The 13,052-nt window shown below is 49.6% G+C and carries 13 protein-coding genes; all 13 read right to left on the bottom strand.

Features of this window, described 5'->3' with window-relative positions; all coding sequences use genetic code 11:
* Nucleotides 1–18: 18 nt before the first annotated feature.
* The 13 genes from FHR97_RS02930 to cysN all read right to left on the bottom strand — a co-directional run bounded on the left by FHR97_RS02930 (nt 19) and on the right by cysN (nt 12,924).
* A complete protein-coding gene (locus tag FHR97_RS02930) occupies nt 19–1,470 on the bottom strand; it encodes an undecaprenyl-phosphate glucose phosphotransferase (RefSeq protein WP_281380444.1) in 1,452 nt (483 codons plus the stop codon).
* A 62-nt stretch (nt 1,471–1,532) separates the two neighbouring features.
* Nucleotides 1,533–2,126, bottom strand: a complete 594-nt coding sequence (cysC, locus tag FHR97_RS02925; RefSeq protein ID WP_183382246.1) for an adenylyl-sulfate kinase — start codon at nt 2,124–2,126, stop codon at nt 1,533–1,535.
* 113 nt (nt 2,127–2,239) lie between these two features.
* The gene (locus FHR97_RS02920) at nt 2,240–3,643 is read right to left on the bottom strand and encodes a mannose-1-phosphate guanylyltransferase/mannose-6-phosphate isomerase (protein WP_183382245.1); all 1,404 of its coding nucleotides are present in this window, start codon (nt 3,641–3,643) and stop codon (nt 2,240–2,242) included.
* Nucleotides 3,644–3,671: 28 nt separating this feature from the next.
* Entirely contained in the window at nt 3,672–3,995 is a 324-nt protein-coding gene (locus FHR97_RS20125; RefSeq protein ID WP_221187647.1) for an NUDIX hydrolase, read from the bottom strand.
* A 249-nt stretch (nt 3,996–4,244) separates the two neighbouring features.
* Entirely contained in the window at nt 4,245–5,219 is a 975-nt protein-coding gene (gene fcl, locus FHR97_RS02915) for a GDP-L-fucose synthase (protein ID WP_281380443.1), read from the bottom strand.
* A gap of 4 nt (nt 5,220–5,223) precedes the next feature.
* Entirely contained in the window at nt 5,224–6,351 is a 1,128-nt protein-coding gene (gene gmd / locus FHR97_RS02910) for a GDP-mannose 4,6-dehydratase (RefSeq protein WP_183382244.1), read from the bottom strand.
* Complete coding sequence (locus FHR97_RS02905) at nt 6,348–7,136, bottom strand: WecB/TagA/CpsF family glycosyltransferase (protein ID WP_183382243.1); 789 nt, start codon at nt 7,134–7,136, stop codon at nt 6,348–6,350. Before FHR97_RS02905 ends, gmd begins: the two co-directional genes overlap by 4 nt.
* Complete coding sequence (locus FHR97_RS02900; RefSeq protein WP_183382242.1) at nt 7,133–7,885, bottom strand: glycosyltransferase; 753 nt, start codon at nt 7,883–7,885, stop codon at nt 7,133–7,135. Before FHR97_RS02900 ends, FHR97_RS02905 begins: the two co-directional genes overlap by 4 nt.
* Nucleotides 7,882–8,769, bottom strand: coding sequence for a sulfotransferase domain-containing protein (locus FHR97_RS02895; RefSeq protein WP_183382241.1), 888 nt, complete (start codon nt 8,767–8,769; stop codon nt 7,882–7,884). The genes FHR97_RS02900 and FHR97_RS02895 overlap by 4 nt, the downstream gene beginning before the upstream one ends.
* The gene (locus tag FHR97_RS02890) at nt 8,741–9,928 is read right to left on the bottom strand and encodes a hypothetical protein (protein ID WP_183382240.1); all 1,188 of its coding nucleotides are present in this window, start codon (nt 9,926–9,928) and stop codon (nt 8,741–8,743) included. Before FHR97_RS02890 ends, FHR97_RS02895 begins: the two co-directional genes overlap by 29 nt.
* 1 nt (nt 9,929) lies before the next feature.
* Nucleotides 9,930–10,457, bottom strand: coding sequence for an acyltransferase (locus FHR97_RS02885; protein WP_183382239.1), 528 nt, complete (start codon nt 10,455–10,457; stop codon nt 9,930–9,932).
* A gap of 3 nt (nt 10,458–10,460) precedes the next feature.
* Nucleotides 10,461–11,408 carry a sulfotransferase family protein gene (locus FHR97_RS02880; protein WP_246403682.1) on the bottom strand — a complete coding sequence of 316 codons (948 nt, stop codon included), beginning with the start codon at nt 11,406–11,408 and terminating at the stop codon, nt 10,461–10,463.
* A 91-nt stretch (nt 11,409–11,499) separates the two neighbouring features.
* Nucleotides 11,500–12,924, bottom strand: a complete 1,425-nt coding sequence (gene cysN, locus FHR97_RS02875) for a sulfate adenylyltransferase subunit CysN (RefSeq protein ID WP_183382237.1) — start codon at nt 12,922–12,924, stop codon at nt 11,500–11,502.
* Nucleotides 12,925–13,052 lie beyond the last annotated feature (128 nt).

Genomic DNA, 13,052 nt, shown 5'->3' with positions numbered 1-13,052 from the left:
CAGCGATTGGCGGGCGTGTCAGTAGGCATTCTTGTTGATGAAGCCCTTGAAGATAGTCAGGAAGATGATCCTGAGATCAAACAGCAGGCTCCACTGACGAATGTACTCGTGGTCGAACTCCACCCGCTTCTGCATCTTCTCGAGGGTATCCGTCTCGCCTCGCCAGCCGTTGATCTGCGCCCAGCCGGTGATGCCGGGCTTGACCTTGTGGCGCAGCATGTAGCCGCGGATCAAGCCTCGGTATTCCTCGTTGTGCGACACCGCATGCGGACGGGGGCCGACGATGGACATCCGCCCCTGCAGCACATTGATGAACTGGGGCAGCTCATCCAGCGAAGTCCGGCGCAGGAAGGCGCCCACGGGAGTGATGCGATCATCACCGCGCTTGGCCTGCACCACCTTGTCGCCGTTCTCCATGACCTTCATGGAGCGGAACTTGTAGACCTCGATCGAGCGTCCATCCAGGCCGTATCGTTTCTGCTTGAAGAACACCGGCCCCTTGGATGTGAGCTTTACCGCCAAGGCGATCACCAGCATGGGTATGGCGATCAGCGAGAGGATCAACGCCCCCACCACGATATCCTCGATGCGCTTCAGGGAACCGGAAGGCCCTTGCGCAGGCGTATCGTAGATGCTGACGGTCAAGACGCCATTGACCGGCTCGATCCGCGAGTACATCAGGTCCGCCACCAGTAGGTCCGGCACCAGATACAGCGACACGGTGCTGTCGGAGAGCGCCTCGATCAGCTTGCGGATATCCGGCTCACGATTCATGCCCCAGGTGATGTAGAGACGATCGATCTTGCCACTGCGCGCATAGTCGATGACTTCCTGCACCTCCCGCAGGCGCGCGAGCCGTTCGCTGGGGCTGTCGCTCTCTCTCTGAAGGGTATGTCGCGTGACAAACTGGCCGGCCACACGGAACCCCATCCAGGGAGCGGCTTCGAAGTCACGGATCAACCGGTCCGCCATTGTCCCACAACCAACGACAGCCACCCGACGAATATTGAAGCCCATCTCGCGCAGTCGGTGCAGGCAGACGCGCAGGGCACTGCGGTAGAACAGCATGCCCAGGCCGACCGCCACGCCCCAGGGCAGCAGGAAGCCATTGATGTGGTGGTATCGGCCGAAAGCGAACAAGGCCAGCGTTACGACCAAGGCAATCACCAGCCCCCACAACATGCCAACCCGGGACAACTCACGTGCCAGTGTATGCACACGCCATGACCCATAGAAATTACTGGTGCCAGCCCCTGCACGGTAGAGGATCCAGCCCAGGCACCCGTAGAGTACTTGCCATTCCAGGCCGATAGCCGTGGAATAAAAACGCCCCATCACCAGTGCCCCGCCGATGATCAGGATCGCATCCAAATGTCGCTGCGCCATTCCCAGGTGTGATGAATGCCGCTGCAGTAGCCCCTTCGCCTCAGATGCACGCAAGGTGTCTCCCGCTGAGAGATAGTCCATCATCAGGCCCTCCTTGTATTATCCTAATTTTGCCTGCCCTGCGCCCTAACGGGTTTTCATAACTGTTAGATGTAGCCGTGGGTTAGCAGGTAATCGATGACGGTGTTGGCTGCCTCCTCCGGCGTGATGCCGTTATTGATCACATGAATCTCGGGCTGCTCCGGCGTCTCGTAGGGTGAGTCGATCCCGGTGAAGTTCTGGATCTCGCCCTGACGCGCCCGCTGGTACAGTCCCTTGGGATCGCGCTGCTCGCAGGTGGCCAGTGGGGAGTCGACAAATACCTCGATGAAATCCCCCTCTGGCATCAGCTCGCGCACGCTGCGTCGCTCGGAGCGGAACGGCGAGATAAATGCCGACAGGGTAATAATGCCGGCATCCACAAACAGGCGGGACATCTCGCCGATCCGGCGGATATTCTCGACACGGTCCGAGTCGGTAAAACCTAAGTCCCGATTCATGCCATTGCGCACATTATCGCCATCAAGCAAATAGGTGCGCTTCCCCATTTCGTGGAGCTTTTCCTCCACCAGACCGGCAACGGTGGACTTACCCGAGCCACTCAATCCGGTGAACCACAGCAAACAAGCTTTGTGGTCATTCAAAATTTCACGGCTGTCGCGGCATACCTTGTGGGCATGCCAAACGGTATTTGACGCCATAATACGATCCCTCGTTACAACTATAAGACAGAAGAAGGAAGAAGGAAGAAGGAAGAAGGAAGAAGGAAGATAAGACGATAACTAGTGGCCAACCGCTACTGTCATCGGGGATATCAAGCGCGTCCGTAGTTATCCTTGAGTCTCACGATATCGTCCTCCCCTAGATAAGAGCCGGATTGCACTTCGATCAGCTCCAGCGGTATTACGCCGGGGTTCTTCAGTGCATGGACCTGGCCAATGGGGATATAGGTGGACTCGTTCTCGCTGACCAGGTAGGTATTCTCGCCATTGGTTACCTCCGCCGTGCCGGAGACCACGATCCAGTGTTCGGCACGGTGGTGGTGCATCTGCACCGACAGCTTGGCCCCCGGCTTGACGGTAATGCGCTTGACTTGGTAGCGCTCACCATTGTCCACGGAGTCGTAGATGCCCCAGGGGCGGTAGACCTCGCGATGATTCACGAACTCCGGCCGCTGCTGCTCCTTCAGCCGCTGGACGATCTTCTTGACGTCCTGGGCCTTGTCCTTGTGGGCCACCAGCACGGCATCCTTGGTCTCGATGATCACCAGGTCATCGATGCCTACCGTGGCCACCAGGCGACTGTCCGCCCGCACCAACGTATTGCGAGTCTCCTCGTGCAGCACATCGCCATGGCAACTGTTGCCGGCATCACACTTGTCGCTGACATCCCACAGCGATGACCAGGAACCGATATCGCTCCAGCGCGCATCCAGCGGCACCACCGCGGCCTTGTCGGTCTTCTCCATCACCGCATAGTCGATGGAGTCATCCGGGCACTTGGCGAAGGCTTGGGCGCAGACGCGGGTAAAGTCCAGGTCGTCTGCGGTATCCCCCATGGCGGCGCGGCAGGCCTCCAGCATCGCCGGCTGATGCTGCTCCAGTTCTTCCAGATAACGGCTTGCCCGGAACAGGAACATCCCGCTGTTCCACAGGTACTCGCCGCTGGCCAGGTATGTGGCGGCGGTATCGGCATCCGGCTTCTCGACGAAGCACTTGACCTTGAAGCCCTGGCCAAGCTCTGCCCCCTGGTGAATGTAGCCATAGCCGGTCTCGGCATGCGTCGGCACCACGCCGAAGGTCACCAGGTGCCCCTGCTCTGCGAGCGGGATGGCCTGCTCGATACAGGCATGGAAGCGCTCGACATCCTGGATCAGGTGATCGGCAGCCAGTACCAACAACAAGGGATCCTTGCCTTGCTGAGTGGCGGCAATGGCCGCCAGGGCAATGGCCGGCGCGGTGTTGCGGCCCATCGGTTCGAGCAGGATGCGCCCGCCTTCACCGCCGATCTGGCGCAATTGCTCCGCCACGAGAAAGCGATGCTCCTCGTTGCAGATCACGATGGGTGACTGCTGATTGAGCCCTTGTAGGCGTGAAAGCGTCTGCTGCAGCATGGTCGCTTCATCAGTAAAGCTCAGGAACTGCTTGGGACGGAGTTGACGCGACAGCGGCCACAGACGCGAGCCGGTACCACCAGCCATGATCACGGGGGTTAACATACTTGGCCTCCTTTCACTCGATGTTCAGCTAGTGCGCCCAGATAGGCGCACGTATTGTCATGGACGTCGGCATTGTTACGCATATCATCCGCCGACCACCAACGGTATCGACCATGTTGCTCCAGCGGGGGGTCACCGCTTCTCCGGCGCCAAGCGCCAGTTGGTAGCCCAACACGACATAGTGGCTGCTGGGATTGCCCGCACTACCAAAGACACTATCCGAATAGTAGTGCTGGTATACTCCCAACAGCCATGAACTATCACGGTAGAAGGCTTCATCCAGCTCGTGCTGGATCAGACGCTCGAAGGCTTGGTCCAGACTTTCGCCTTTGAGGATGCGTCCGCCCGGCACGAACCAGTAACCCTACGCCGGTCGGTTCAATCGCTGGCCAAGAAGAATGTTCTCCTCTTGACTCGCCACGACTAAATCAACGGATACTAAGGGGATGAGCCCACCACTAGCCGGAGTGTTTCGTTATTCAGCCACATTGAGAAACACTAAGGCTGAAAAACTGCTCATAAGCTGATTCAGCTGAGTTTCCAAATTAGGTGACATCAAAAGTTCACAGCTAAATTTTGCGTTCAACTAGCCTTGCTCTTATCAGAATACCCGCGCCTGCTCAACATTGTTGACGTACCAGTCATAGGCATCGCGCAAGCCTTCCTCCAGCGAGACGCTTGCCTGCCAACCCAGGTTCTTGAGTCGCGAAACATCCAGCAACTTGCGGGGCGTGCCATCCGGCTTGCTGGTATCGAAGGTGACCTCCCCCTCGAAGCCCACGACGCGGGCGATGGTTTCCGCCAACTCGCGGATGGTGCAGTCCACCCCGGTGCCGACGTTGATATGCGACAGCATGGGCTGGGTATGCGCCTCGTATGTCGAACCATCGAGCTCCATCACATGTACACTGGCCGCCGCCATGTCATCTACGTGCAGGAACTCGCGCATCGGCTTGCCGCTGCCCCACACCGAGACCTCCGCGTCGCCATTGACCTTCGCCCCATGGAAGCGGCGCAGCAACGCCGGGATTACGTGCGAATTCTCGGGGTGGAAGTTGTCGTGAGGGCCATAGAGGTTCGTAGGCATCACACTGCGGTAGTCGCGGCCATGCTGGCGGTTGAAGCTCTCGCACAGCTTGATGCCGGCGATCTTAGCGATGGCATAGGGCTCGTTGGTGGGCTCCAGCTCACCGGTCAGCAGCGAATCCTCACGAATCGGCTGTTCGGCGAACTTGGGATAGATGCACGAGGATCCCAGAAACAGCAGCTTCTGCACCCCATAACGATGGGCCGCGCCGATGATATTGGCCTCCATCACGAGGTTGTCGTGGATGAAGTCCGCCGGGTAGTTGTTGTTGGCATGGATGCCGCCTACCTTGGCGGCGGCCAGGTAGACCTCATCTACCTGCGCCGTGCTGAAGAACTCGTCCACTGCGGCCTGGGACATCAAGTCCAGTTCATGACGGTCTCGCGTAATCAGCTCGACATCGTCATGTACAGCCAGTTGACGTACGATGGCCGAGCCGACCATGCCTCTATGCCCGGCAACAAATATCCGTTTCCTCTCCATGGTCATGGCATCAAGCCTCCCTGGCGACTTGGACGTCATAGCCATGTGACTTGAGCAGGGCATGGCGCCTCGCAGCGTCGAGGTCACTGGCGACCATCTCGCAGATCATCTCCTCGACGGTGGTTTCCGGCTCCCAGCCCAGTAGTTCCTTGGCCTGGGTCGGATCGCCCAGCAGGGTCTCGACCTCCGCGGGGCGGAAGTAACGCGGATCCACAGCCACGACTACGTCGCCCTTCTTGACCGCCGGTGCCTTGTCGCCAAATACCTGCTCGACGATGGCCTTTTCTTCGACGCCTTCGCCTTCGAAGCGCAGCGTGATGCCCAGCTCTTTTGCTGTCAGACGAATGAACTCACGAACCGAAATCTGCTTGCCGGTAGCGATCACGAAGTCGCGAGCTTCCTCCTGCTGCAGCATCATCCACTGCATCTCCACGTAGTCTCGAGCATGGCCCCAGTCACGCAGTGCGTCAATGTTGCCCATATACAGGCACTGCTCGAGGCCTTGAGCGATGTTCGACAGCCCCCGTGTTACCTTGCGGGTAACGAATGTTTCCCCACGACGCGGCGATTCATGATTGAACAGGATGCCATTGCAGGCATACATCCCATAAGACTCACGATAGTTAACAGTAATCCAGTAAGCATAGAGCTTGGCAACGGCATAAGGAGATCGAGGGTAAAACGGTGTCGTTTCCTTCTGAGGTGTTTCCTGCACTAGCCCATATAGCTCGGAGGTTGAGGCTTGGTAAAATCGCGTTTTTTTCTCCAACCCAAGGAAGCGAATTGCTTCCAACAACCGCAGTGTACCGAGCGCATCGACATCAGCAGTATACTCTGGGGACTCGAAGCTCACTGCCACGTGAGACTGAGCAGCTAAGTTATAGACTTCATCCGGCTTCACTTCCGAAAGAATACGCGTCAAATTTGACGAGTCAGACAAGTCACCATAATGCAACACAAAGTTTCTATTTGAAACATGAGGATCCTGATACAAGTGATCAACTCGATCAGTATTAAAAAGTGATGCACGTCGCTTAATTCCATGCACCTCATAACCTTTGGCCAGTAAAAATTCAGCCAAATAAGAGCCATCCTGGCCTGTAACACCAGTAATAAGCGCCTTTTTGAAAGAACTCATCTTTTACTCCTTAAAGTCACTTCCTTTAAAAACAGGACAAAAAAAACAGGCATAAGAGAGAAATACCTCTTCCCTAGACGTCTCGGTTCTTGCAATAGTCTCCAAACCCACTCCATCCCAACGTTCTGAATCCACGCAGGAGCTCTTGCTTTAGTTCCAGCGATAAAGTCAAAAGACGCCCCAACTCCAAAAGCAACACCAAAATCCATACTCCTCTTGTATTTGTCGATCCAATTTTCTTGTTTCGGAGAACCTAAACCAACAAATAAAAGATGAGGCCTAAAATCATTAATAGCGTTAATTACAAATTTATTCTCATCCACTTTGGACTCAAATCCAAAAGGTGGGAAATATGTCATCACATTATGACCACCCCCATTGGATTCAGATAAAATCTTGGAAGCTGCTTTTTCAGCCACGCCTTTATCCCCGCCAACAAATGCAACCCTGAGGCCTAAGCGCACTGCTTTTAATGACAAGTCATAGGTCAAAGAGGATCCTGTAATACGCTGAAGGGGCTTTTGACTAGAGCAATGAAATAAGAAATTTTTCATCCTATGAGCTAACACTAAAGGGTAGCCATCAGCTACAATGAAATCACTTCTTTTTAAAACCTCTCTGAATTCTTTATCATGGTTGGCTCTAACTATAAAATCGGAATTCGGTGTAAAAACCGTTCGCCTTTTGAGCTTTGCAGCTTCATCAATCACTAAGTCACAAAACTCACCATATTCTCCAGAGAAAACATCAATGCCGAATATTTTTTCACTACCAAACTTATTCACCTTATAACCCCAAGCTTTTTTTTAACACGATGATTCCAATATTGTATGAAACAGACGAAAAATGACTTTAAAAAACCCATGTCATATCTTCTTATTCTTATTAAGGCATCTTCCAGTATTGCCTCAGATCTTTTCTTGTAAGAAACACCACCAAATTCAAAATAACACACCGGGAAATCAATGAAAGAAACATCATCTTTCTCGATTTTTTTTGTAACCTGGATAAAGAAATCGTAATCCGCTGACAATGAATATCTTGTATCGTAAAGAGTCGACTTCGCTAGCCCAGCTTCAAAGAAAGCTGCTTGGTGCTCACAAAACATTCCATAATTCAACTTTTCGATAGATTTTGGTTTTTTTTTGATCTCAGCATTATTACTATATCTTACACTCTCTCCAGCGATAAGCTTTACACTTTTCTTAGATATCACGCTGTCATATACATATAACAGCGTATCATTTGAATAAAAACTATCTCCAGAATTTAAAAAAATTATATGCCCGTCACTTGGAGCTAAACGTAAACCTTTATTCATGGCATCGTAAAGACCAGAATCTTTTTCTGACACAGCTAATATTTTGCCAGAACACTGCACGCTTAGCTCATCTATATACTGTGCTGTACCATCGCTTGAAAGACCATCAACGATAACCCAAAAAAACCCTTGGAAACTTTGACTGATTATACTACTAGCCGTTCTCTTCAATCCTTCAAGATTATTATACGTGACAGTTATTATTGTTATCATATGCTTACCTTTTGGTTATCAAGCTCCTTAATAAGCTCGCCAAAGACGTTATCAATAACACTTATCTGTTCTTCGCTATAAGTTCTTCTCCATTTTTCATCGACGGCCTGTGAACTTCTAACAAAGTCATGAAGCTTATTATTCCTTTCTTTTCTTTCGACGAGCATAGTTTTATCTATATAGCCTAATGCCCGCTCATGACTTTTTATAAAGCCTTTTTTATGCAACAAGCTCACTACTTTCTTGGGGCTATTGCAAAAATCTGAATGAGAAACAATTGCAATATTTTCATTGTACTTATCCATTAAATTCCTGTGCAGATAGTACCACAAAGTTAGAATTTTTGCTTGACTTAAAGAAAACTCTTTTATTAGTTGTCCTTCTAGCTCTTCATGGTAGTACTTATACTTTTCCGAAAAATCCCTTAACTGAACATCCCATTGCTGTCGCTCGATAGAGAACAAGTTTGACAAAGGGTGCTTGTAAATTATTACCACTTGAATATCATGCTCAATCATCAGTGGTGAGAAATTCATCAAGAATGGGTCTTTAATAATCAACCCATTTCCTGCCATTTTTTTAGACGCCCTGACACTTTTTACAAACTCTCCACCTCCAAGCGTTCTACCTAACGTTCGAAAAAAGCTCTCATTGCCATTTTTAGGCCACTTCCTTCTATTAAACTTTAATGAAAAAAGCTTCTCGATAAAGCATGATGGCATATTAATTTCATTAACTTCAGGATACCAATGGTTTATTTCTTTCACTCCCAAGAATTTGTTAGCAGGCTCATGCAATAACCCAAGAGCAGGGTTTGCCACGTGAAGTAGATTACCCAAATGAGTCGTTCCACTCCTATGCATCCCGGAGACTAGAATTTTCATAACTTTTATTCCTTCTAAGCACATAAATCAATGAAAACCAAAGAAATATAGCAAGCCGTGGTTGGTTGATGATCGGGTTAAAGGAAAGGGCTATAAAACTAGATAAAAACAACCCTGAAACCAACAATATATTTTTATCTCCCCTCTTCTCAATAACACATTTGATTGACATCCATATAGATAAAAGCACAGGTTTGGCTATAAAATAATATATTGTGACTATACCCCCTGCAGCAACTATATCTAACAAATCAGAGTGAGAAGGAACCACAATACTCCCTTTTTTAGTAGGCAGCTCAAACAACATGTTCAATGTGAAAAATTCTCCCACAAATGGACTGCTCAAAAACTGATTGAACCTTTCATTATAAGTTACAAGGCGCACCCCAGGAGAGCCTGAAGGCAAGTATTGCGAATAAAAATAAACAACTATGAAGGCGGCACCTGCCATAAAAATAAGCAAAGCACCGATAATATAAGTAACAAATAATTTTTGCTGTTTCTTTGTATACATTAAGACTGCCAGAAAAACGTATACTAAGAGAATCATTAAAGTTAAGTAGCCTGTATTTTTACCCGATAGTCCCAAGGCAACAATAGCTAACAGTACACCCAACACTTTGATAGTGTTGCTTTTTGACAAAAAAGCAAATAGCCCAGCAAAGAAAATGATTGAAACTTCTTCGTGATATATGTTTTTGAAATTTGAAAACCCATTGACATTAAGCTTACTTAAAACAACCATAGATGATATAAAGAACAACGAGTAAAATGACAACCTCCCTAAAAAGCTTACAAGATCATCCAACTGATTAAATGGCAAGTGGAAGAACGATACACAGACAAGCGCTATCAACAAACCTCTTGAAAGAAATGAGGAACTAACTTGGCCATATTCAAAATATGCTAATAGAGAGCCGAACAACATAACAAATGTTATTATGTAGTAAGGGATTTGATATTTTTTTACAGCCTTCCTATTCTGAAGCTCAATATTTTTCAGCGCATTGGCGCAAAAAAACACAAACAAAAACAAAACAGGTGAAAATTTTAGAATAAATATATTATCTGTACCCCAACCTCTTCCTGTTGGGTCAAGGCAATATATAATCGCTAGAAAGAAGGAAGCTTTTGCAAAGAACAAATTATCGATTTTCATATCATATAAAAGGTATTCGGTATCCCGTTTGATACGTTAGGTCTTGACGTCTTTCAGCAACTTCTTTTGCAGGTACACCAGCTACAACCGAATATGCTGCGACATCTTTTGTAACAACTGCTCCAGCAGCAACTACTGCCCCCTCACCAACAGTAACACCTGGCAATATTGTAGCCCTCGCACAAACCCATGCTCTATCACCTATTGTCACTTTACTACCTATAGCTGAGAAGCTTGGACAATTATAATCATGGTGAAGCGTCCAGATCCATACTCCCGAGGAAATGTTTACATTCTTTCCAATTTCAATTTTTCTTCTTCCGTCCAAAAGACATCCTTCGCCTATTATTGAATTCTCTCCAATCGTTATCTTCCATGGATTTCTAATCTCAACACCTGAATATATCACTGACCTTTTACTTTTTTTCAACCTCATGGATTTATAAAAAAAATCCCTGACATGATGACTAGGCATCACCGAAACTAGCTTTAAGGAAATATATATAAGCCCAATTGCATATTTCTTCATCATTCACCTCAGGGCAAACCTCAATTTATTAACAATCACTTCTTTTAAAATAAACGGCTGAAAAATCTTATATAAAACACCATAAACGACCAGCGAGGCATCAAATACCTCATCTCTCGCCGAATACTTTCCATGTATTTTAATACTTTCTAAAACTTCAGCATAACTGTACCCTAATTTCTCCAGCTTGTCGTTTCCGATTCGCCTAATCAAACTTTTCAGCATAGCCACTTTTGTAAATGTATTTATCGTCTTCTTCCATTCACTACTCCTTGTTTTTTCAATTTTACTATATTTATACTGGCCGACAGGATCACCCATCCTGCCTTCAATAACTTCAATTTTTTTATCTTTAAGTTCAGAAAGCCCTATCCCTAAATACCGTGAAACCCTTTCTGTCTCCTGATCTTCGAAACTTAACAAATCTTCATATTTTATTGACAAGCATGCATCTTTACTCATCACCTTTATCATGCAATCAATTCCAAGCATAAAGTCTTGCTCGAAAGCATATATGTTCCACCTCCCTTTACCCCAGGTTGAAATCATAGAACATGCGATTGCTGCAGGGTTTCTAACCAAACATAGATACTTGGCGCCATTTCCATAGATGCTCATAATATCTTTTGCGACAAACAAATTCCTTGGGGTTTTTTCAATGAAAAAACTCTTATCTTTAGCTGCCACTTGGAGCACGTCATTGAAGAAATTTTTACACTTACTATTAAACTCAGACTCCCCAACGTAGTTTTTTATAAAATCGTTGATAGCATTTTTTGCATGCACAGAACTGTAAACAGAATAACTATTTATCAACTCACTTCTACAGGACAGGGTCGTTATGAAAAGCCAACTCTCTGGGGACGTTGCGATTTGATCACTCTTATTGATCAATCTTTGCAACAGTGTAGACCCAGATCTTGGAAGAGAAAATATAAAAATAGGGACCATTATTAGTATCAACTATTAGTCTGCAAATGTACGAAGCTTTAGACCACCAAAACAGCTTTAAGTTAATTCACACTACCTTTCCTAGAGTTTGTCACTCTAATAGGTCATGAATATGCTTTGCTTCCCAGTGAGGGAGATGCTTGCGGATTAGAGCATTAAGGTCAACCTCGAAGGCCTCCCAGTCGACTTTGCCGGCGAGTTGCCCACTGCCCTGCGACACGCCACGGATCATGCCGGCCCCCACGGTGATGTTGCTCAGCCGGTCGACAACTATGAAGCTGCCGGTGCCTGGGCACTTACGGTAGTCGTCCACCGTCACTTCGGCGGTCAGCTCCACCAGGCAGCGGCCGATGGCGTTCAGCTCCAGCCGCTCCGCCTCCTTGTGCGCCAGGGTGTTGACATCGACCTGATGCACAATGGACTGGACCTGCCCGGAGAGATCCCGGGTAGCCAGCTTGAAGTCATAGAGACGGCCTGGCTCCAGCGGTACCTCGTGCATCCATACGATATCGGCCTCGAAAGCGTTAGAGAGAGGTACTTCAGCATCTACAGCGACAATCCAGTCACCCCTGGAGATGTCGAGCTCGTCCTCCAGGGTCATGGTGATCGCCTGGCCGGGATAGGCCGCTTCCAGGTCGCCGTCGAAGGTGACGATGCGGGAAACCTTGGAGGTCTTTTTCGACGGCAGTGCCTTGACATCCTGGCCGGGTCGCAGGATGCCCGACGCCAACGTGCCGCAGTAGCCGCGGAAGTCGAGATTGGGGCGGTTGACGTACTGCACTGGTAACCGCAGGTCGGAGAGATTGCTGTCATGAGCGATCTCGACGGTCTCCAGCAACGAGAGGAGCGGCTCACCATGGAACCAGGGCATCCTGGTGCTTTCGTTGACGACGTTGTCGCCCGCCAGCGCCGAGAGCGGCACGAAGCGAATGTCACAAGCGTTGAGGTTCTCGGCGAAGCTCTGGTACTCGGCGACGATTTCCTCGAAACGTTCCTGGCTATAGTCGACCAGGTCCATCTTGTTGACCGCGATCACCAGGTGCTGGATGCCCAGCAGGTCGGCGATGTAACTGTGCCGGCGCGTCTGGGTCTGCACGCCGTGGCGGGCATCGATCAGGATCACCGCCAGGCTGGCCGTGGAGGCACCGGTGGCCATGTTGCGGGTGTACTGCTCATGCCCGGGCGTATCGGCAATGATGAACTTGCGCTTGTCGGTGGAGAAGAAGCGGTAAGCCACGTCGATGGTGATGCCCTGCTCCCGCTCGGACTGCAGCCCGTCGACCAGCAGCGCCAGGTCCACGGCGTCGCCAGTGGTGCCGCTGGTCTTCGAGGCCTGGGTGATGGCGGCCAGCTGATCCTCGTAGATCATCTTGGAGTCGTGAAGCAGCCGGCCGATCAGCGTCGACTTGCCGTCGTCGACGCTGCCGCAGGTGATGAAGCGGAGCAGGTCCTTGTTCTCGTGCTCGTGGAGGTATTGCTCGATGTTGTCGGCGATCAGGGAAGATTGGTGGGACATGTCATGACCTTAGATATAAGAGAGAAGAGAGATAAGGGAAGAAGGAAGGAAACCCGATCAGCCTGCGTCGAAGTCGGACTGCTTGCGAATCAGTCCTGACAGCATGGCGGCGATTTCCTTGGTTTCAA

Source organism: Halomonas stenophila (genome assembly GCF_014192275.1).
Taxonomy (GTDB): Bacteria; Pseudomonadota; Gammaproteobacteria; order Pseudomonadales; family Halomonadaceae; genus Halomonas; species Halomonas stenophila.
This window is presented reverse-complemented; position numbering and strand designations above follow the sequence as displayed.

What these genes read in the sequence shown, in the direction of transcription:
- FHR97_RS02930 (WP_281380444.1), bottom strand. Translation starts at nt 1,470, where the DNA reads ATGATGGACTATCTCTCAGCGGGAGACACCTTGCGTGCATCTGAGGCG.
- cysC (WP_183382246.1), bottom strand. Translation starts at nt 2,126, where the DNA reads ATGGCGTCAAATACCGTTTGGCATGCCCACAAGGTATGCCGCGACAGC.
- FHR97_RS02920 (WP_183382245.1), bottom strand. Translation starts at nt 3,643, where the DNA reads ATGTTAACCCCCGTGATCATGGCTGGTGGTACCGGCTCGCGTCTGTGG.
- fcl (WP_281380443.1), bottom strand. Translation starts at nt 5,219, where the DNA reads ATGACCATGGAGAGGAAACGGATATTTGTTGCCGGGCATAGAGGCATG.
- gmd (WP_183382244.1), bottom strand. Translation starts at nt 6,351, where the DNA reads ATGAGTTCTTTCAAAAAGGCGCTTATTACTGGTGTTACAGGCCAGGAT.
- FHR97_RS02900 (WP_183382242.1), bottom strand. Translation starts at nt 7,885, where the DNA reads ATGATAACAATAATAACTGTCACGTATAATAATCTTGAAGGATTGAAG.
- FHR97_RS02895 (WP_183382241.1), bottom strand. Translation starts at nt 8,769, where the DNA reads ATGAAAATTCTAGTCTCCGGGATGCATAGGAGTGGAACGACTCATTTG.
- FHR97_RS02890 (WP_183382240.1), bottom strand. Translation starts at nt 9,928, where the DNA reads ATGAAAATCGATAATTTGTTCTTTGCAAAAGCTTCCTTCTTTCTAGCG.
- FHR97_RS02885 (WP_183382239.1), bottom strand. Translation starts at nt 10,457, where the DNA reads ATGAAGAAATATGCAATTGGGCTTATATATATTTCCTTAAAGCTAGTT.
- FHR97_RS02880 (WP_246403682.1), bottom strand. Translation starts at nt 11,408, where the DNA reads ATGGTCCCTATTTTTATATTTTCTCTTCCAAGATCTGGGTCTACACTG.
- cysN (WP_183382237.1), bottom strand. Translation starts at nt 12,924, where the DNA reads ATGTCCCACCAATCTTCCCTGATCGCCGACAACATCGAGCAATACCTC.